Origin of the sequence: Vibrio sp. ES.051, assembly GCF_002563795.1 — a bacterium.
In the GTDB taxonomy this organism is placed as follows: Bacteria; Pseudomonadota; Gammaproteobacteria; order Enterobacterales; family Vibrionaceae; genus Vibrio.
This window is the reverse complement of sequence record NZ_PDJL01000004.1, coordinates 129,059-149,054: the sequence shown is the minus strand read 5'-3', so window position 1 is coordinate 149,054 and position 19,996 is coordinate 129,059. Positions and strand designations below refer to the sequence as shown.

The following is a 19,996-nucleotide window of genomic DNA, read 5'->3' as shown; positions in this document are numbered from 1 at the left end:
AATCAGAACGTTAAAGCGCTTATTTTACGTGTGCGAGCTCTTCACGCATTTTATCGATGACCGCTTTGTAGTCTGGCTGACTAAAGATTGCGGAGCCAGCAACAAACATGTCTGCACCCGCTTCAGCAATTTGACGGATGTTATCTAACTTCACGCCGCCATCGATTTCTAAACGAATATCGCGACCAGACTCATCAATCATTTTACGTACCGCACGAAGTTTATCGAGCGTATGAGGAATGAAAGATTGACCACCAAAACCTGGGTTTACCGACATAAGTAAGATCATGTCCACTTTGTCCATGATGAACTCAAGCAGTGTAAGTGGTGTGGCAGGATTGAGTACCACACCTGCTTTACAACCGTGCTCTTTGATCAACTGCAAGGTGCGATCAACGTGGTCAGACGCTTCAACATGAAATGTGATCATCGATGCACCAGCTTTGGCAAAATCAGGAATAATACGATCTACAGGTTTGACCATTAAATGCACGTCGATTGGGGCAGTAATACCATAGTCGCGTAACGCTTTACACACTGGAGCACCAAAAGTCAGGTTTGGTACATAATGATTATCCATAACATCGAAATGCACCACATCCGCCCCTGCCGCGAGTACTTTTTCAACGTCTTCACCTAGGCGAGCAAAATCAGCCGATAAAATGGATGGAGCAATAAGAAAATCTTTCATACCTGACCTCAGTAGTAACGAGCAAACAGCAAACGTAATTGCGCAATTCTACCGAAGCCAGTGGGGAGATCCACTATTTAGATGAAATAGTGTGAGAATTATAAAGTCGAGCAGTCTAAGTCCGGCGCTTTGAAAAGAGCCAGCAATTCATCAACTTTATTGCGTCCATTGCCGTTGCGGCTAATGGTACGCTTTACCTTGACCACGCTCAAATCTGCTCCATGATACAAACGGCGCGTTAAGGTCGTATCGTGGTTTGAGATCAATACCGGAATGCCGCGCTCTGTTGCCGTTCTTTCCGCAATATCAGCCAATGCTGCTTGGTCATCCAACGTAAAACCATTGACCGCATAAGAGGTGAAATTTGCAGTATTCGACAAGGGTGCATAAGGAGGATCGCAATACACCACACAGCCCTTCCGTGCTCGACGAAATGTTTCTGTATAGCCTTCACACACGAAAGTCGCTTTCTTGGCTTTTTCAGCAAAAAACTCTAGTTCTGCTTCTGGGAAGTAAGGTTTTTTGTATGAACCAAATGGTACATTGAAGCCGCCTTTTTTGTTGTAACGACACAGGCCATTAAAACCAAAACGGTTCATATACAAAAACGCCAAAGAACGATACATCACATCGTCAGTTTTATTAAACTCAGCACGAACATGTAAATAAGCTTCTTTACGGTTATTTTCAGCAATAAACCATCGCTTCGCTTCTGAAATGTACACTTCAGGGCGTTCTTTGAGCAAGTTGTAGAGGTTAATCAGGTCAGGGTTGATATCCGCTAATAGATAATGGTCATAATCAGTATTCAAGAATATGGAGCCTGCACCAACAAAAGGTTCAACTAGCTTTCGAGCCGGTGGTAAATGACGTTGGATGTCTTCAACCAGTCCGTATTTTCCTCCTGCCCACTTTAGAAAGGCCCGTTGCTTTTTCATCTACTGCTCTATCTATCGACCCAAAATTAAGGCTGCGGAATGTAACATATTTTTCAGCGAAGCTCAGGTTTATTTCACCCGATCGATTTCGCGATGAACTTGTCTGAGCGATTTTGCCCACGGACTCACCGACTTAACCGAACCGGGCAACTTGTTAACCGCGTCGCGAGCCAACTGTATGGTCGGATAATCTTGGTAAGTGATGATATACCACTCAATGCCACTCCGAACCGTTGGATAAATACGCACCTGATTATTCAGTTGATGCTGGTCGAGAAAGGCTTGTACTTCTTCCATTGATGTCATTGCGGCAAGCTGCAAGGTATACGCGCGTGGAGACAGTTTTTTCAACTCTTCACGAGCAAACGAAAACTTAACCACAGGCTTGCTCGCCTCCGCTTCAGGTTGTGCCGAGCTGTGAGCCGCACCGTCATTTGGCTTCACCACTTGGATGAATGGAGAGCTTGGTTCACTTGAAACCTGTGATTCTTCTTTTGTGCCGACAACGTCATCAATCGCTTGTGTATCAGCAGACTTCGCATTTCCTTCGAGCAACGCATCGACCACATTCGATTCAATCACTACTCTCTGCTGTTGATCATCACTACCAACACTGGCAACTTCATCAGTCACCGCTGGCGGCAAAGAACCTGAGTCATCAATGGCATCAGAATCATCAACACGACTCCCTAGACCATCGTCCACAGACTGTAATGTCGATTCTACGGTACTGTTTTCCGACTCTGCGAGGGTTGGGATTGCGGTTTGCTCTAAGCTGCCTGTAATGAGCTGGGCTTTATCATTAGGGCTTGGTTGATTGAACATCCACCAATAGCCGCCAGCCGCAAGTAATAATAACGCTAACACCACCAGCGCAATATTCAGCGGAGATCCGACAATCGAGCGGATAATAATCCTTTTTTCCATTTTTATCCCTCCTAACGCTATGATCTCTCCTGGAACTGGATCGACTTTTTTAAATGCTTCTCGAACCCGCTTCTCGGAATCATCATCTACGTATCGTGCAACCAAGGATTCGAAGAAACGACGAGTTTCAACTTCAGATAGCACATCTATATCGAGCTCGACAGGCTTGATTTCTTGCCCATAACTGAGGCGTGACAATAACCCTTCCAAACATCCAGATTGCGTAAACAGTAATACGTTAATAGTCCAGCTTGGCTTTTGGTGCGCCTCCAAAACTAGCATCCATAGTTCAGACACCAACGTTTCACTCAACAAATGAGCATCATCAACCACAATCACAATATCGCACGGCTCTCCCCCCAATAGCCGTGCAAGGCTATCAAGCAAAGGCTCTTGTTGATTAAACAACGCGTTTGAAACTAACTGGCTCAAAATAAGGATACGACGCTGCACATCATCTTGATTTGCATGACAAAGTAACAAGCACTGGTTCTTATTACTTGCACCCACTTCGAGGTATCGCTGTGCTAACCAAGACTTCCCATAGCCATCATGACCATTAATCGCGATCAAGTTAGAACCAAAGTTTGTCAGTAATCCCAGTCGTTCGAGTAACTCGGTTTGAGAATCTAATTCCAGAGCGTGAGCAAAACTCATCCAGTAACCTTAATGCACATCAAGAATGGCGCCTAGGGCGCCATTTCAAGGTTAAATATCGCGACCGAAGTCAATGGCTTGTTTGAGCACGTCGTGTGTCGTGTCAGCCACCACCCTAGCACTGCCAATACCTGTTGGTAAAACCAACCTTAATTGACCAGAGAGCACTTTCTTGTCTCGCATCATATGCTTGATAAAATCATCAAAGTTCATGCTGTCCGGTGTATATACTGGCAAGTTAGCGCGGCGTAAAATCGCGACGATCCGCTCAAACTGCTCTTCCGAGATGAGACCACGCAAATGTGATACTTTGGCGGCCATCACGGTACCAGCTGACACGGCTTCACCATGCAACCAATTACCGTAGCCAAGCCCGGCTTCAATCGCATGCCCAAAGGTATGTCCCAAGTTTAACAACGCGCGAATGCCCGACTCTTTCTCGTCCTGAGCAACCACTTCAGCTTTGATCGCACAACAACGAGCAATTGCATGTATAAGCGCCGCTTCGTCTAACGCATACAAGCGATCCAAGTTTTCTTCCAACCAGTCAAAGAAAGCAGCATCATAGATAATACCGTATTTGATCACTTCCGCGATACCAGCGGCAAACTCGCGTTCAGGCAAAGTCGTCAAGCAATTGGTATCAATAATGACCGCTTTAGGTTGATAGAATGCCCCTATCATGTTTTTCCCCAGCGGATGATTGACAGCCGTTTTACCACCAACCGAAGAGTCAACTTGTGATAATAAGGTTGTGGGGAGCTGAATAAAATCGACACCGCGCTGGTAACATGCCGAAGCAAAACCGACTAAATCGCCAATGACCCCGCCGCCTAATGCAATAATCACCACATCTCGAGCATAATTTCCCTCTAGCAAGAATTTCATCACTTGGTTAAATACATCCAAGTTTTTATATTGCTCGCCATCAGGCAACTCTAACAATGATACGCTACAACCGAGAGACTCGAGTTGCTTAAGAAGTTTGTCTGCATACAAAGGGGCCACTGTGACATTACTGATCACAACGACTTTTTGTTTTGCATTTTTATTTGAGAGAACTTGAGAGAGGTACGCCGGGTCCTCAAACAACCCGGCGCCAATAGAGATTGGGTAGCTACGCTCAGCTAGATTGACCGTAATCCGTTCCATCGGTTTGCTCCAATTTAAAAAAGATACAACTTATCTCTCTTCTAGCATTTTTACGATCTGATTGGCTACCACTTTTGCACTCTGATCATCAGTGCGGACAGTGTAATCCGCTACTTCTTCGTATAGCGGGTTACGTTCGAGAGCTAATTGCTCCAATACTTCTCGTGGATTGTCCGTTTGAAGTAGAGGACGCTTCTTGTCACGGTTAGTTCGCGCAAGTTGCTTTTCAATCGTCGTTTCTAAGTAAACAACAACACCACGTGCCGAAAGACGATTGCGGTTTTCTTTACTCATTACTGAGCCGCCGCCAGTCGCAAGCACGATGCCTTGCTCTTGTGTTAGGTCTTCAAGTACCGCTTCTTCACGCTTGCGGAAGCCTTCTTCACCTTCTACATCAAAAACCCAAGATATGTCTGCACCAGTGCGTTCTTCGATCACTGTATCGGAGTCAACAAACTCCATATGCAGTTGCTGTGCTAGATGTCTACCAATTGTACTTTTGCCGGCGCCCATTGGCCCAACAAGGAAAATATTACGTTTCTCAGCCATGTTTAGCAGTAATTTACAACATTGATTCAATAAGATCGCCACAAGAAAAACACAGCAAAGCCGCTGTTCTACAAGGCTTGTGACACCAGTTCCTCACAGATAATTCGTGATAAGACCCGAAATTATCCAAGCATGGTGCCACTATTGCAACTTTATTTTTGATTTAATCACTTTTTCCCGAGGCAGTACTACTGAATAACCACCTTAGGAGTGACGAAAATCAGCAACTCACTTTTGCCTACATTCTCGTAACTTCGGCGAAAAAGAGCGCCTAATAACGGTAGATCGCCCAATAACGGCACTTTATCGACAGAGTTAGTGATGCTGTGTTGGAAAATACCGCCAAGCACCACCGTTTCACCGTTATTGACTAAAACTTGTGTCCCGATACGCTGTGTATCAATCGCAACGGCTTCACCAGTACCAGTTTTAACCACTTGTCCAAGCCTATCTTGCGTGACGCTTAAGTCCAACACTAGCCGATTATCAGGGGTGATTTGTGGTGTAACCTTCAAACTTAATACTGCTTTTTTGAACGCCACCGAGGTCGCGCCACTGGAAGATGATTCCAGATAAGGGATCTCTGTACCTTGCTCAATATACGCTGGTTTTTTATTGGTGGTGATCAGACGCGGGCTCGAAATAATCTCTGCTTTAGACTCTTGTTGAAGAGCCGAAAGCTCTAAATCTAACAGAGTATCGGAACCTAGCTTTGCCACTTGGAAAGCAATACTGCTCGCATTCGGGCTGGTCGCGGCTAAGTTTACGTTTAGGAAGTCATCAATACCGACGCCGCTGCCGCCATCTTCTCCTTCCCCACCACCGTCATAGAGCCCAATTGTTGCGAGGTTGTTTTCAATAGAGCCACCAACGGTATTATCACCATTAATGGATGTAAAGCCCCAGCGAATACCTAGCTCGTCCATGTTGCCTTCATTGATAGTCACAATGCGAGCTTCAATTTGAACCTGTTTTACCGGAATGTCTAATGACTCAATAATTTCACGGATCACTCTAATGTTTTCTGGTAGTTCACGAATCAATAACGAGTTAGTGCGCTCATCTATCGTCATACTGCCTCGCTCTGACAACATACTGATGTTCGCTTCTCCATTGATCATCTCTGCAATATCTGAGGCTTTAGCGAAGTTTACTTTGATAATTTCAGACGAAAGCTCGCCCATTTCCTCTTCCAGTTTTTGCTTTTCTAATTGTTGCTTTTCACGCAAATCAAGTTCATCAGTAGGCGCCACCAGAATCACGTTGTTATCAACACGCTTATCCAAACCTTTTACTTGCAATATGATATCGAGCACTTGCTGCCATGGTACCCCATCAAGGCGAAGCGTTAGGTTGCCTTCAACCGAATCAGATACCACCAAGTTAAATTGATTATAATCGGCGATCAACTGCAAGACGTTACGCACAGGAATGTCTTGGAAGTTAATCGAAATCAACTTACCTTCCTTTTCTAAGATACTTTGATCTGGCGCTTTTTCATCTGGCTTAAGCTTGGCGACTTTGATTTCCAGAAAACGGCCAGTTAGGCGATAATTATGAGTATAATCATCATCGATATAAGCAACTAAGCGTGTTGTGGAAGTCTCACGAAATACTTCCACACTTTCAACGACGGTAGAGAAATCCTCCACGTCAAGGAGGTAAAGTTGCTCGTCTTTCACTGAAGTATTAAGTAAGTCGATACTCAACCCCTCTTGTACACGCTTTATATCGACGATTGCCGTAGGTGAAGCGAGCTCGACTACGATAACCGCATCTTTGTCTTTATTGGTGCGAAAGTCGATACTCTTTAAAGCATTAGACGGTATATCTTCTGCTATAGCGACAGGGGCTAGAAGTAAAAATAACCATAAGGAGAATAGCCCGGTTAGTATCCTTGGTGTACGTGTTAATCCTTGTCTCATTTTCATTACTCAATATCAAAAATAAATGGGGCTATCTCAAAGCCAACTTAACTTTACGTTTTTGCCAACAACCTAAGCCATCGGGCAGCGTTTCATTAATCAATAAATAGGAATGGCTAACATGGGTAACCTTGCCATTGTTGCGTCCGAGATATTGGCCCGGCTTGACTTTATACACCGTGCCATTCGGAGCTTGAACCAGCCCAGAAACCGTATTGCCCATTCCCATGACGCCTTTCAAACGTAATTGACTTAAAGGGAATTTTTCTAATTTACCGCTGCGTCGTCTGGATGGTGGCTGCCAGCAATCTTTTCTTACCACGGGTTGAGTGGCAATTGTTGCTTCCTTTGGTAACTCAAATGGCGCACGTTGGACTTTGGGAGCGTACGCGACTGCAATGTATTTATCCGCCGGCTTGAGCTTTTCCACATCTCGTCGAGCTTGTGCTTCTATCCCTCGAATAAAATCGGTTAGTGACTCATCATTCGCCTGACAACCCATCAATAGCGCGCCCACCAGTACCACCAGCAAAGATCTACTTATCATCTTTCTTTTCCTCTGGCTTAAACTGATAGGTATTCGCTCGTACACGGAAGTGCAGCGTTTCGCTTTCTTGACTGACTCGCTGCCAAGTCACATCTTTAAAAGTGATAATACGTGGTAGCGTTGCTATGGCCTGAGAGAACCGCCCGATATCATGAAAACCGCCCGTCAATTCAATATTTAGCGGAAGCCGGTAAAGGAAATGCTCCGATTGTTTCTCGCCCCAATCAATACGAGTAAAGGTTAATTTATTATCGATACCCAGTTCGTTAACGGAAGCCAGCATCGTCGCTAACTCTTTTTGCGCTGGCAGTTGTCGCAAGAGTAATTCGTAACGCGTCGTCAATTCATCTAATTGAGACTGCAATTGAGGCAACGCCGCAACTTTGTTCGCTTTGATCCTCAACGTTACTTTGAGTGTTTGCTCTTGCTGGATCAAACCGTTCAGCTGCTCCTCTTCTGGTTTGAGGTAAAACCAATAACCAAAACCTTGGATAAGAAGGATCAACAACGTGATGATCAACAACTGAGGTAATAACGGCCACTCAGCAATCTCATCCATCTCGAGATCTTGCCAATCAACCATGTTGAGCCTCCTCTTTCTTTTCTGCTCCTTTGAACATGAAAGATACTTTGAACGTCTGGAACTCTTTACCAAAACGCGCTTTACCATGAACAATAGAGTGCATTTCGACATCAATCAGCTTAGCGGAACGCTCCATGTTATCGAGCATGGTGGCAAGGCGAGAGGTGCTATCAGAAATCCCAGAGATCTCAATTTCTAGATCGTTCATTTTGATCTTATCTACATACACACCTTGTGGAATCGCTGAAGGCATCAAGTTCATTAACTCGGTGGTTTTATTCCGACCACCTTGTAGCCCTTCAACGACTTTTAGTCGCTCTAATATTTTGCCGTGTTCTTGTTCTGCGATTTTCATCGCTTCAATACGCTGATCGAGCTCGGTAATATAGTGAGTAAGATAATCGAGCCGTTCTTGCTGCTGGTTCTGTTGGTATGCAAAGTACTTCCCGATGCCCCATTGAATGCCAACGGCGACAAATAGGCCTAAGACGATCAATCCCATGAAACGGCGTCGGTGCTCTTCTCTTTGGTTTTCCCGCCATGGAAGTAAGTTAATTCGATAGAGCACGATCGCCTCCTAGCCAGTGAATCCCGCGGATTGCGAGCCCTGCCGCTGTAGAAAAGTGTTGCCAATCTGCTGCTCGGCGCTTGCGTTTGGAGACCTTCATCTCAAACAGCCCTAATGGATTGAGCAATTCACAATCTAACGCCAGTTGCTGAGATAACTCTTCCGCCAACATAGGCGTCGAAGCCCCTTCTCCCGATAACCAGATTCCCTTGATGTTTTGCGAACCATTGATTGAAGTATAAAGTTGTATCTGACGCTTCACTCGATCCACGACTTGACGATTAAACTGCTCCGTTTTCGCCTGTGCGTCATCCGAGAGCAAATCGTCTTGAGAAGGACCAATGGCAATATGAGTCCCACAAGCAAACTCTTTATGAAACAGCTCACCTTGCTCGGTAAACATGGTAAAAGAACTCGCTAAGCTGCCAATGTCTAATAAGCCGTACTGGCTCTTATCCGGAAAACGCTCCGCTGTCAGCTTACAAATATGACCAAGACTGTGTGAGTGAACATCAACCAAAACTGGCTTTAACCCTGATTTCTGCAATGCATCGACTCGGCTTTCCACTACGTTTTTCTTGGTTGCAAACACTTGATAACTGTCTGTGCCACGTAAGCCACCTTCAGAATCCAAACGCACAAAGTCCAAGCTCAGCTCTTCGACAGGAAAAGGAGATTGATGAGAAAAAGCTTGTACCACAGCAAACTCGATTTCATTTTCAGCAAGATTTGGCTCTATTTGCAGCTTTTTGCTGATCACTGCATTGTCAGGAACGGAAATTGCGACTCTTGTCGCCCCAAAAGGTAACTCTTTTTTCACCTGTTTGAGGGTCTTGACAATTTCTTGATGATTTATGGTGTTATTTTCAGCGACAATACCTTCCTTAAGTAATATTTCTTTGTAACCCAACAGCGCATAATTGTTGCCTGTGGGTTTAAGTACTACGGCTTTGAGGCTGTTACGGCCTATATCGATGCCGGTAACGATTAGCTTATCCATCTCTACTCTCGCTCCGAAATTTCTTCGTGCAAAGGTTGTTATTAGTTCCCAAATGAGGGTTAATATCTATGTGCTAAATTTTTGATATAAGAGTACAAGGATTTGCCGTTACACAGCCTCAACCAATCAGGGATTCTCCGGTGAAGTTCATAAAGCGTTTACTATTTTTAACATTGATTTGCATAATTCTTGGAGTCACCACAATTTTTGGCTTCTATCAGTATGTGAAGCCTGAATTGCCCGATGTTGCAACTCTAAAAGACGTTGAATTACAAACACCTATGCAAGTGTTTAGTCAGGACGGGAAGCTGATCGCACAGTTTGGTGAAAAGCGTCGTATTCCTGTGACTTATGATGAAATTCCTCAAGACTTAATCCACGCGCTGATCGCTACCGAAGATAGCCGTTTCTACGAGCACCCTGGTATCGACCCAATCGGTATCACTCGTGCTGCCGTTGTTGTGGCACTTTCAGGTTCTGCCAAACAAGGGGCGAGTACGATCACGCAGCAGCTAGCGCGTAACTTCTTCTTATCTAACGAGAAGAAGATCATGCGTAAGATTAAAGAAATTTTCATTGCTCTCCACATCGAGCAGCTTTTAAGTAAGCAAGAAATCATGGAACTTTATGTGAATAAAATCTTCCTTGGTTACCGCTCATATGGCTTTGGTGCAGCCGCTCAAGTTTACTTTGGCAAAAGCCTTGGTGAGCTCACACTAAGCGAGCTTGCAACGCTTGCAGGTATGCCAAAAGCGCCTTCTACTATGAACCCGATTTACTCTCTCGAACGCGCGACAAAACGTCGTAATGTGGTTCTAATGCGTATGCTTGATGAGAAGTACATCACCCAAAAGCAATATGAAGAAACGCGCAACGAACCTATTGTCGCGAGTTATCACCGTGCCGAAATCGAATTATCAGCCCCTTACGTGGCGGAACTGGCTCGTTCATGGGCCGTAAAAGAGTACGGTGAGGAAAAAGCCTACACGTCTGGGTTGAGTATCTACATGACGGTTGATGCAAAACTGCAAGATGCCGCCAATACTGCCGTGGTAAATAATCTCTTGGCATACGATGAGCGTCATGGCTATCGCGGAGCAGAAAAAGTATTGTGGAAAGAAGAGGGGCCTGCTTGGAACTTCGAGGAAATTGAGAATCATTTGAAGCGACAACCCACCTATGGCGATCTTTATCCTGCTGTTGTGACCAAGGTTGAAGGCAAGACGGCAAAAGTTTGGGTGAAGAATAATGAAGAGCAAACCATTGCTTGGACAGGGATGAATTGGGCACGTAAGTACCTGACGGAAAACCGCCAAGGCTCAATACCAACCTCTGCGCAGGAAATTTTAGCTTCAGGCCAACAAATCTGGGTTCGTCAACTCAACGATACCGATGAAGACGGCAATACCCTCGATCGTTGGAAACTGAGCCAAGTGCCAACAGCCAACACAGCATTCGTCGCAATGAACCCAGAAAATGGTGCGATATTATCGTTAGTGGGTGGTTTTAACTTTGTTCACAGTAAGTTTAACCGTGCAACCATGTCGGTTCGTCAGGTCGGTTCTAGTATCAAGCCTTTCATTTATTCAGCAGCCATTGATAAAGGCCTCACACTAGCCACACTTATCAACGATGCTCCGATTAACAAATGGGATTCTGGCTCCGGTTCTGCATGGCGACCTAAAAACTCACCACCAACCTATGGCGGCCCTACTCGTCTCCGCCTAGGTTTAGCTCAATCGAAAAACGTCATGGCAGTACGTACGCTACGCGAAGTTGGCCTTGATGAAACACGTCAATATCTCACCCGTTTCGGTTTTGATATCAACCAAGTACCACGCTCAGAGACCATCGCTCTTGGCGCTGGCAGCCTAACACCAATGAAAGTGGCACAAGGCTACTCGGTATTTGCCAATGGCGGTTATTATGTGGAGCCGTTCTACATTAAACGCATTGAAGATGCCTTTGGTAAGTTACTGTTTAAAGCGAACCCAAAAAGTGTTTGCGATAAAAATTGCCCACAAATCAACGAACAACCAGAAGATCGTTTTGTTGATGAGTTTGGTGAGCAGGATGTCATGATCGATAGTCTTGTGACGGATAACGCCTTGGAAAACGATACACCTCAATACGCCCCGCAAGTTATCTCGGAACAAAATGCATTCTTACTGCGTGAGATGATGAACAGCAATATCTGGGGGGGAGGTGACTGGCGTGAAGGCACCGGTTGGAACGGCACCGGTTGGCGAGCACAAAAACTGGGACGTCGTGATATTGGCGGTAAAACCGGCACCACCAATGACTCAAAAGATGCTTGGTACAACGGTTACGGCCCGGGTGTGGTAGCCATTTCTTGGGTAGGCTTTGATGATCACTCACGCGCTCTTGGCCGCACAACCGTCAACCCAAACTTAGGTAAGGGTCAAATTTCTGGTGCTGAATCGGGTGCGAAAACCGCTGAACCCGCTTGGATTGACTTTATGCGTGTCGCACTGGATGACATACCTGAACAAGGAAAAAATATTCCAGATAACATCATACGTGTTCGAATTGATCGAAGCAGCGGTATGCTAACTCGTAAAGTGGATGGTACATCGATGTTCGAATACTTCGTGAAAGGCACAGAGCCAACGGAATATGTGAGTGACCGACTGGAAGAGAGTATCTACTCAACGGGTTCTGGTGGCACTGAAGAACTGTTCTAAATCTCAAGCAAGGTTGATAAAAGAGAAAAAGGGAGAGCAATGTGGCGCTTCCCTTTTTTGTCTTATGCTGCTGTCTGTGATGGATAAGAAGCCAAAATCTCTTTAATCTTCGTTGCTAATGCTTCAAACCGAGCACGCAACGGCGAACCAGGCCGATATACGAGTACGATGTTACGAGATGGTGTTGGGTTAGTCGCAGGAATATAACAAACACCATCTTTTTGCCTCTCATGCGGGACAGATAACTGAGGCAATAACGTAATTCCGGCACCAGCCGCGACCATATTACGCAATGTTTCGAGACTGGTCGCCTTAAAACGCTCATCGTCTTTTGCCCCAGCAGCAAAACAGAATCCCAGAGCTTGATCACGTAAACAATGTCCATCTCCCAGCGCTAAAACGGTTTTACCATTCAGCTCCAACATATCAATATGGTCGAGAGAGGCCCACTCATGATCACATGGCACCGCCACACTTAACGGCTCGTTATACACTTCGATTTCTTTAAAAGGTGCCGTTTCATCAACCGAAGCCAAGACCAAGCAGTCCAATTTACCTTCTTCTAATTGACGCACCAACTGATGTGTTTGAGCTTCGTGCAGGAACAGCTCCAGTTCAGGAAATGCTTCTTTTATCTGCGGCAGAATTTTGGGTAGTAGATACGGACCTACCGTCGGGATGAAACCGATATGCATCGGCCCAGTCATTGCTCCGCTCTGACCACTCGCCATATCTTTAAAAGTTTTCACTTCACTTAAGATACGCTTAGCTTGCTCCACCAACTGCAACCCTGAATCGGTAAACAAAACGCGACGGCTGCTTCGCTCTAAAAGCGTGGTACCGAGTTCATCCTCTAGCTTACGAATTTGTCCACTCAATGTTGGTTGGCTAACAAAACATGCTTCTGCCGCTTTGCGAAAGTGCTTATGTTCCGCAAGTGCAACTAAGTACTCAAAATCTCGAATATTCATAACTCACAATTCGCTTCTTTTAACAATAGCTAATACCTATCAAAACCATAACACCAAACGATTAGAGCTATCAAAGGATTTTTACAATAATGGGCTCAACAGAACGAAACAGAGCAAAGAAAAACGCTAAGCTCTATACGCATAATTTAAAATAGTTAAAGGAAATCATTATGTTTGTATCTAAAGAAGGTCAACAAGTCCCTCAAGTTACTTTTCCAGTTCGTCAAGGTGACTCTTGGATGAATGTAACGACTGATGAGCTATTTAAAGGTAAGACCGTTATCGTATTTAGCTTACCGGGTGCATTTACTCCAACCTGTTCATCAAGCCATCTACCTCGTTACAACGAATTGTTCCCTGTATTTAAAGAGCACGGAGTGGATGAGATTATTTGTGTCTCAGTCAATGATACGTTCGTGATGAATGCATGGAAACAAGACCAAGAAGCAGAAAACATTACCTTCATTCCTGACGGTAATGGTGAATTCACCGATGGCATGGGTATGTTAGTGGATAAAAACGACATCGGCTTTGGCAAACGTTCATGGCGTTACAGCATGCTAGTAAAAGATGGCGTAGTGGAAAAAATGTTCATTGAGCCAAACGAACCAGGCGACCCATTCAAAGTGTCAGACGCAGACACCATGCTGAACTACATTGCGCCAGACTACAAAACGCAAGAGTCCATCACGGTATTCACTAAGCCAGGCTGCCCTTTCTGTATGAAAGCGAAACAAAACCTGATTGACCACGGTCTTCAATATGAAGAAGTGATTCTGGGTAAAGACGCAACGACAGTTAGTCTACGAGCTATATCTGGTCGCACGACTGTTCCACAAGTCTTTATCGGTGGCAAGCACATCGGCGGTAGCGAAGAGCTAGAAGCGTATCTAGGCTAAGCTGTCCATAGCCTACACCCTCGGTCTCCGGTGCCTTTGGCTCGGAGGCCAGCCCTAACTCACTTCTTCTACTAGTCTAGATAAGTAGTCGTCTACCGATAAGGTGACTCCTTATACAGATTCAACGACCCAATTCACTCTCCAAGCTCAATGTAGCTAGCTTGGCTTAAAAACAAAAAGCGAGAGTTCACGATGAAACAAGTTAATGTCGACGTAGCGATTATTGGTGGTGGTACTGCTGGTCTTGGCGCTTATCGAGCAGCAAAAGCTCATACTAACAGCATAGTAATGATTGAAGGCGGTCCTTACGGAACAACCTGTGCTCGCGTCGGTTGCATGCCCTCTAAGCTGTTGATTGCGGCCGCAGAAAGTGCCCACCAAATCGAAAAAGCGCCTGGATTTGGGATCCATCCGCAAGGTGAAATACGCATTAACGGACAAGAAGTCATGGATCGTGTAAAACGCGAACGTGATCGTTTTGTTGGCTTTGTGCTTGAAAGCGTCGATGATATTCCCGCAGAAGACAAGTTATCAGGTTACGCGAAGTTTGCCGATGATCATACACTTATCATAGATGACCATACTCAGGTCACCGCAAAACGGATTGTGATCGCGACGGGCTCTCGTCCTGCCTATCCAGCAGCTTGGAATGAGTTGGGTGACCGTCTCGTAATTAATGATGATGTCTTTGATTGGGATGATTTGCCTGAGTCCGTTGCGGTATTTGGCCCCGGAGTGATCGGACTTGAACTCGGTCAAGCATTGCACCGCCTAGGGGTGAAAGTGAAGCTCTTTGGTCTTGGTGGTCAAGTTGGTCCACTGACAGATCCAGAGGTGATGGCTTACGCAGATAAAACTTTTAAAGAAGAGTTCTATCTTGATGCCGATGTAAAAGTAGAAAGCATGAAGCGCATACCATCATCGAATGCAGCAGGCGCAGACAACGTTGAGATCCAATTTATTAACCACGACGGTGAATTAGAAACCTTTATTGTTGATTACGTTTTAGCAGCCACTGGACGACGTCCTAACGTAGATAAGCTAGCGATCGAGAACACCAATATTGCCCTCGATGAACGCGGTGTACCAACCGCAGATCACTACACATTGCAAACCTCCGTAGAGAGTATTTTTATTGCGGGTGATGCAAGTAACCAAGTTCCATTGCTGCACGAGGCCGCTGATCAAGGTCGCATTGCTGGTGATAATGCAGGTCGCTTCCCGGATATTCGTGCAGGTCTGCGTCGTTCGCCAATTTCAGCTGTATTCTCCGATCCGCAAATAGCTATGGTCGGTGAAACTTTCAAACAACTGGAAACTCGCTTAGGAAGCTGTGGTTGTTTTGTTACTGGTGAAGTCTCTTTTGAGAATCAAGGACGTTCGCGTGTCATGCTACGAAACAAAGGGATGTTACATGTCTATGGCGAGCAAGGAACTGGACGCTTTTTAGGTGCAGAGATGATGGGGCCGAACGCAGAACACCTCGCGCATCTTTTGGCTTGGGCACACCAAAATAGAATGACGGTTTCTGAGATGCTAGATATGCCCTTCTATCATCCAGTGATCGAAGAGGGTGTCCGCACCGCTCTACGTGATTTGAATGCAAAACTACACTTAGGGCCAGAAATGGTGAAACATTGCCTTGACTGTGGGCCTGGTTGCTAACGCTTTCATGCTCAATCGAGCCAGTCTTTACATACCAAACAAAACAGAAAGCCTCGTGATTAACGAGGCTTTCTGTTGACTACTTTGAGGCGATTACATAAGTACTACACTGCCATCATTGCGTAACGACTTACCATGATGATCGCGACTACACCGATCGTAAAAAAACCACCAGCGATACTCAGTGCAAATTTCAATTCTGTCGACATGATTATTTTTCCTATTAAAGACTGACAGCGCACCATACATCAATCACGTGCCACATAAGCTCTACAAAGCTAACTTTCCATTTTTGGTTGTGTTCCTGCGCTCTAAGCCGCGACAAAAAACGCTTTCTCTCTTTGTGTTGGGTATATAATCTGAAGCAACACTGATGCCTTGGAAAACACTATGACTTGTCGCCGTTGCGAGGAACATTGGTTTTGGAAAAAGCTTGGGCGTTGCCAACGATGCTTGGATCAGTTAACGGTGCTTTCGGTACTGTGCTGGATTGTGTGGTGGTTTGCGTTCAAAGATGATCCACAAAGCATCGAGTCGATCGCTTTGATCTTTGCTGGTTTCGCTTTCAATATTTTATTGTTTTTGCACTTATGGATGCGTTTTGTCATCTTGCCGTGGCAACGTCGGCGAGGACGAAAAGAGACGGATAAAAAAGAGTAAAGTGGCAGATAGAAAAAAGCCCCAAAACCAATATCAGTTCTGGGGCTCTCTTAGATTCTTCTAAGAAAAAGCAGTGGTACTTTAATAGACCGAGCTTCCTCTCAAAGGTTCCAAATTTTTTCGATTTTTTAGCGAATACTTATGTACGCTTATCGAAAAATCACTATGCCTTTGAATGTTAATAACATCATTTTTCTATTTCAACACTATGCCACATGCGATTTTTGGATCACTTGCTCCATTAAATTGATCTCTAGCGCCACTTCATCACACGCGTGCTGACGTGGACACTGATCGCAATCTTTCAAGACTTTTTCTGGCAACAGCGACTTCGATGTTGGTAAAAAGCTCTGCTTCATAAAGAACTCTGGCGTTCGAGTGAGGACAAAGACCTTCTTGATCGCCATTTGACGTGCTTTCTCAACCAAGTGATTTACGATTGCACTGCCCTGCCCTTGGCCTTGCCAGCCCGCTTCGATACCAAGAGAGCGTATTTCAGCCAACCCTGAGTCATACACATATAGAGAAGCGCAACCTGTCACTTCACCATGATGCTCAGCCACCGCGAAGGAGCCAATATCTCTCACGAGCTCATTACGAGAGCGGGGTAGATTCTCACCGAGGTTCGCCCAATAAGCCACCATGCCCTCTAGTGTTTCAATGTCCGTCAAACGTGCAGGACGCACTTTCACTGCCGAGCTGTCACGCTGGCTCAGACGTTTATCCGCTTGCTCTACCGCATAAGCGACTTGGTGAGGCGAAACGCCACCCAGCGCACAACGTTTTTCCAAACAAGACTCTATTGTCAGAATGTCATACACATCATCTTCAATCACCTCAGAGAAGGCTTTTAGCTCTTGCAGAGACAATTCTTCCAGCGCACAGCCTTTATCAATTGCCCCTACCACCGCTACGCCCACAATATGGTGCGCCTCACGGAATGGGATGCCTTTCGCCACTAAGTAATCAGCTAACTCAGTCGCGTTCGCATACCCTTGCTTCGCAGCTTCAAGCGTACGCTCACCATTCACTTTAATGCCATCAAAACACAGCGCTGCCATTTCCATGCAATCATTCCATGTGTCTAACGCATCAAACAACCCTTCTTTATCTTCTTGCATGTCTTTGTTGTACGCCAATGGTAGGGCTTTCACTGTCATCATCATGCTCGATAATGCGCCATAGACACGCCCTGTCTTACCACGGATCAACTCAAGTGCATCCGGATTTTTCTTCTGTGGCATCAATGACGAACCAGACGTCACCGTATCCGCTAACTCAATAAAGTTAGACTCCCCTGAGTTGTAGAAGATCATATCTTCTGCAAGACGAGAAAGGTGCAACATAGAAATCGAGGCCACCGACATCAGTTCCATCACATGATCACGATCCGAAACCGAATCGAGTGAATTACGCGTAGCGCGGTGGAAACCAAGGTTATGAGCTAACTGTTCACGATCAATCGGATAAGCCGTGCCAGCTAAAGCACCCGAGCCAAGTGGACAAGTGTCGAGGCGCTGTAAGGCACCATTCAGACGAGAGTAGTCACGCTCGAACATTTCAACATAAGCCAAACACCAGTGAGCAAAGGTGACAGGTTGAGCGCGCTGAAGATGAGTATAGCCAGGCAATACAGTGCCTTGGTGCTGCTTAGCAACATGAACCATTTGCGATTGCAGACGATCTAAAGCAATCAACAGTTGCTGGCCTTGCTGACGACACCAAAGTTTTAGGTCTGTCGCTACTTGGTCATTACGAGAACGCCCAGTGTGGAGTTTTTTACCTAAATCTCCCACTTTACTAATCAGCTGCTGTTCAACCCACGAGTGGATATCTTCTGCATCTGAGCGAAGAATTTGATGAGGATCTTCCATCACTTCTAACTTCAGCTCGTTTAAAGCAAGTTCCAGCTTTTGCTGTTCTTCTGCCGATAGAACATCTACAGAAAGCAGAGCTTTAGACCATGCGATTGAACCTACGATGTCTTGCTCAGCCAATCGGTAGTCAAAACGCAACGAATCGTTAAACTCTTTAAATCTAGTGTCTGCCGCTTGGGTAAATCTTCCGCCCCATAATGCCATTGCGTTTCTCCTGATGACTATTACTTACTCTAACGTTCTCGAATGAGTAGTAACCAATTTGATGGTCATTTGCTCACTTTTTCTTATGGGTCAACGTTACGGCAATTTCGACAAAAAATAAAGTATAAATTCAATATTTTTACATATATATTCAAATGAAGTGCATTTGCATCTTTGTGCTCATAGACATAAGCCAACAAAAAAGACCTGCTATCCAATAGCAGGTCTTTACTCAATCCGAGATGTGAAGAGATTATTTCTTCTGGCTGTTCAATGCACGAATACGGCTTGATAGCGAGTAAAGACGGATGAAACCACCCGCATGGCTTTGGTCGTAAACCTCATCTTCACCAAAAGTCGCGAACTCTTCTGAATACAAGCTGTTGTCAGAACGTTTTTGCGTCACTGTCGCTTGACCTTTATAGAGTTTCACAACCACTTCGCCATTCACGTCTTGCGCTAACTCTTCTGAAGCGGCAAGGATCGACTTACATAGTGGCGTAAACCAACGGCCATCGTACACAAGGTGAGACGCTTTTAGACCCAGCTCTTCACGGAATTCGAATGATGATTTGTCTAGCACGAGCTGTTCAACGGCACGCAGCGCTTCCATCATGATGGTGCCTCCCGGTGTTTCGTAGCAGCCACGAGATTTCATTCCGACTAGACGGTTTTCAACGACATCGATACGACCAACACCGTGCTTCGCACCTTTTTCGTTTAGATAAACCAACGCATTGTATGGTGTCATCGCTTCGCCATCAACTTCGACCACCTCACCTTTTTCTACTTTCAGCGTGACATATTCCGCTTCGTTTGGTGCTTGCTCTGGGTCTACAGTCCATACCCAGCAATCTTCGTTTGGTGCGTTCCACGTATCTTCTAGGACGCCACCTTCAGTAGAAATGTGCCATGCGTTTGCATCACGTGAGTAGATCTTAGTAAGAGACGCTGAACAAGGAATGTTACGCTCAGCTAGGTAATCCAAACATTCTTCACGGCTCACTAGGTCCCATTCACGCCAAGGTGCAATCACTTGTAGATCTGGTGCTAGTGCTGCGAATGCGCCTTCGAAACGAACTTGGTCATTACCTTTACCTGTACAGCCGTGACACAATGCGTCCGCGCCCACTTTACGTGCGACTTCAACCTGTGCTTTAGCAATAATTGGACGCGCCATTGATGTACCCAGCAGGTACTTACCTTCGTAGTACGCGCCGGTTTTTAGCGTTGGGTAAATGTAGTCTGCGACCATTTCTTCTTTCAAGTCAGCGATGTAACACTCAGAAGCACCTGAAGCTTTTGCTTTCGCTTCAATACCTTCTAGCTCTTCTGCGCCTTGACCAACATCGGCAACGAAAGCAACGACTTCACAATCGTAGTTCTCTTTTAGCCACGGGATAATTACTGAGGTATCTAGACCGCCTGAGTATGCGACTACCACTTTATTTACGTTCACTTTGCTCATCTTTCTTCTC

The 19,996-nt window shown here is 45.4% G+C and carries 17 protein-coding genes; 4 read left to right on the top strand and 13 right to left on the bottom strand.

What is annotated here, in order from left to right; genetic code table 11:
• Window positions 1-19: 19 nt before the first annotated feature.
• The 10 genes from rpe to pilM form a co-directional block, all read right to left on the bottom strand.
• Window positions 20-691: a ribulose-phosphate 3-epimerase gene (gene rpe, locus ATG66_RS07020; protein WP_098414657.1), complete on the bottom strand. Its 672-nt coding sequence runs from the start codon at window positions 689-691 to the stop codon at window positions 20-22.
• 98 nt (window positions 692-789) lie between these two features.
• The gene (locus tag ATG66_RS07015; RefSeq protein ID WP_098414656.1) at window positions 790-1,629 is read right to left on the bottom strand and encodes a Dam family site-specific DNA-(adenine-N6)-methyltransferase; all 840 of its coding nucleotides are present in this window, start codon (window positions 1,627-1,629) and stop codon (window positions 790-792) included.
• Window positions 1,630-1,698: 69 nt separating this feature from the next.
• Window positions 1,699-3,213, bottom strand: a complete 1,515-nt coding sequence (locus tag ATG66_RS07010; protein WP_098414655.1) for an AAA family ATPase — start codon at window positions 3,211-3,213, stop codon at window positions 1,699-1,701.
• Window positions 3,214-3,264: 51 nt separating this feature from the next.
• Window positions 3,265-4,365 (bottom strand): 3-dehydroquinate synthase, encoded by a 1,101-nt coding sequence (aroB, locus tag ATG66_RS07005; RefSeq protein ID WP_098414654.1) that lies wholly within the window; start codon window positions 4,363-4,365, stop codon window positions 3,265-3,267.
• A gap of 30 nt (window positions 4,366-4,395) precedes the next feature.
• On the bottom strand, window positions 4,396-4,914 hold the full coding sequence (aroK, locus tag ATG66_RS07000; protein WP_098414653.1) for a shikimate kinase AroK: 519 nt from the start codon (window positions 4,912-4,914) through the stop codon (window positions 4,396-4,398).
• 188 nt (window positions 4,915-5,102) lie between these two features.
• A complete protein-coding gene (locus tag ATG66_RS06995; protein WP_179885618.1) occupies window positions 5,103-6,845 on the bottom strand; it encodes a type IV pilus secretin PilQ in 1,743 nt (580 codons plus the stop codon).
• A 25-nt stretch (window positions 6,846-6,870) separates the two neighbouring features.
• Window positions 6,871-7,386, bottom strand: coding sequence for a pilus assembly protein PilP (locus ATG66_RS06990; RefSeq protein ID WP_098414651.1), 516 nt, complete (start codon window positions 7,384-7,386; stop codon window positions 6,871-6,873).
• Entirely contained in the window at window positions 7,376-7,969 is a 594-nt protein-coding gene (locus ATG66_RS06985; protein WP_098414650.1) for a type 4a pilus biogenesis protein PilO, read from the bottom strand. Before ATG66_RS06985 ends, ATG66_RS06990 begins: the two co-directional genes overlap by 11 nt.
• Entirely contained in the window at window positions 7,962-8,537 is a 576-nt protein-coding gene (locus tag ATG66_RS06980) for a PilN domain-containing protein (protein ID WP_098414649.1), read from the bottom strand. Before ATG66_RS06980 ends, ATG66_RS06985 begins: the two co-directional genes overlap by 8 nt.
• Window positions 8,521-9,537, bottom strand: a complete 1,017-nt coding sequence (gene pilM / locus ATG66_RS06975; protein ID WP_098414648.1) for a type IV pilus biogenesis protein PilM — start codon at window positions 9,535-9,537, stop codon at window positions 8,521-8,523. Before pilM ends, ATG66_RS06980 begins: the two co-directional genes overlap by 17 nt.
• Window positions 9,538-9,677: 140 nt before the next feature.
• Here pilM and ATG66_RS06970 point away from each other — a divergent pair, with 140 nt between their 5' ends.
• Window positions 9,678-12,242 carry a penicillin-binding protein 1A gene (locus ATG66_RS06970; protein WP_098414647.1) on the top strand — a complete coding sequence of 855 codons (2,565 nt, stop codon included), beginning with the start codon at window positions 9,678-9,680 and terminating at the stop codon, window positions 12,240-12,242.
• 62 nt (window positions 12,243-12,304) lie between these two features.
• Here the strand turns inward: ATG66_RS06970 and oxyR are convergent, their stop codons facing one another.
• On the bottom strand, window positions 12,305-13,213 hold the full coding sequence (gene oxyR, locus ATG66_RS06965; RefSeq protein ID WP_098414646.1) for a DNA-binding transcriptional regulator OxyR: 909 nt from the start codon (window positions 13,211-13,213) through the stop codon (window positions 12,305-12,307).
• A gap of 170 nt (window positions 13,214-13,383) precedes the next feature.
• On the opposite strand from oxyR, the gene ATG66_RS06955 reads away from it, so the two are divergent.
• From ATG66_RS06955 to ATG66_RS06940, 3 genes are all read left to right on the top strand, one after another.
• Entirely contained in the window at window positions 13,384-14,112 is a 729-nt protein-coding gene (locus ATG66_RS06955) for a redoxin family protein (RefSeq protein WP_005395721.1), read from the top strand.
• 192 nt (window positions 14,113-14,304) lie between these two features.
• Entirely contained in the window at window positions 14,305-15,777 is a 1,473-nt protein-coding gene (locus tag ATG66_RS06950; protein ID WP_098414645.1) for a dihydrolipoyl dehydrogenase, read from the top strand.
• 390 nt (window positions 15,778-16,167) lie between these two features.
• Window positions 16,168-16,437, top strand: coding sequence for a DUF3624 domain-containing protein (locus ATG66_RS06940; protein WP_012841349.1), 270 nt, complete (start codon window positions 16,168-16,170; stop codon window positions 16,435-16,437).
• Between the two features lie 206 nt (window positions 16,438-16,643).
• Here the strand turns inward: ATG66_RS06940 and argH are convergent, their stop codons facing one another.
• Entirely contained in the window at window positions 16,644-18,518 is a 1,875-nt protein-coding gene (gene argH / locus ATG66_RS06935) for an argininosuccinate lyase (RefSeq protein WP_098414644.1), read from the bottom strand.
• Window positions 18,519-18,771: 253 nt separating this feature from the next.
• Window positions 18,772-19,986 carry an argininosuccinate synthase gene (locus tag ATG66_RS06930; protein WP_098414643.1) on the bottom strand — a complete coding sequence of 405 codons (1,215 nt, stop codon included), beginning with the start codon at window positions 19,984-19,986 and terminating at the stop codon, window positions 18,772-18,774.
• Window positions 19,987-19,996 lie beyond the last annotated feature (10 nt).

What these genes read in the sequence shown, in the direction of transcription:
- rpe (WP_098414657.1), bottom strand. Translation starts at nt 691, where the DNA reads ATGAAAGATTTTCTTATTGCTCCATCCATTTTATCGGCTGATTTTGCT.
- ATG66_RS07015 (WP_098414656.1), bottom strand. Translation starts at nt 1,629, where the DNA reads ATGAAAAAGCAACGGGCCTTTCTAAAGTGGGCAGGAGGAAAATACGGA.
- ATG66_RS07010 (WP_098414655.1), bottom strand. Translation starts at nt 3,213, where the DNA reads ATGAGTTTTGCTCACGCTCTGGAATTAGATTCTCAAACCGAGTTACTC.
- aroB (WP_098414654.1), bottom strand. Translation starts at nt 4,365, where the DNA reads ATGGAACGGATTACGGTCAATCTAGCTGAGCGTAGCTACCCAATCTCT.
- aroK (WP_098414653.1), bottom strand. Translation starts at nt 4,914, where the DNA reads ATGGCTGAGAAACGTAATATTTTCCTTGTTGGGCCAATGGGCGCCGGC.
- ATG66_RS06995 (WP_179885618.1), bottom strand. Translation starts at nt 6,845, where the DNA reads ATGAAAATGAGACAAGGATTAACACGTACACCAAGGATACTAACCGGG.
- ATG66_RS06990 (WP_098414651.1), bottom strand. Translation starts at nt 7,386, where the DNA reads ATGATAAGTAGATCTTTGCTGGTGGTACTGGTGGGCGCGCTATTGATG.
- ATG66_RS06985 (WP_098414650.1), bottom strand. Translation starts at nt 7,969, where the DNA reads ATGGTTGATTGGCAAGATCTCGAGATGGATGAGATTGCTGAGTGGCCG.
- pilM (WP_098414648.1), bottom strand. Translation starts at nt 9,537, where the DNA reads ATGGATAAGCTAATCGTTACCGGCATCGATATAGGCCGTAACAGCCTC.
- oxyR (WP_098414646.1), bottom strand. Translation starts at nt 13,213, where the DNA reads ATGAATATTCGAGATTTTGAGTACTTAGTTGCACTTGCGGAACATAAG.
- ATG66_RS06955 (WP_005395721.1), top strand. Translation starts at nt 13,384, where the DNA reads ATGTTTGTATCTAAAGAAGGTCAACAAGTCCCTCAAGTTACTTTTCCA.
- ATG66_RS06950 (WP_098414645.1), top strand. Translation starts at nt 14,305, where the DNA reads ATGAAACAAGTTAATGTCGACGTAGCGATTATTGGTGGTGGTACTGCT.
- ATG66_RS06940 (WP_012841349.1), top strand. Translation starts at nt 16,168, where the DNA reads ATGACTTGTCGCCGTTGCGAGGAACATTGGTTTTGGAAAAAGCTTGGG.
- argH (WP_098414644.1), bottom strand. Translation starts at nt 18,518, where the DNA reads ATGGCATTATGGGGCGGAAGATTTACCCAAGCGGCAGACACTAGATTT.
- ATG66_RS06930 (WP_098414643.1), bottom strand. Translation starts at nt 19,986, where the DNA reads ATGAGCAAAGTGAACGTAAATAAAGTGGTAGTCGCATACTCAGGCGGT.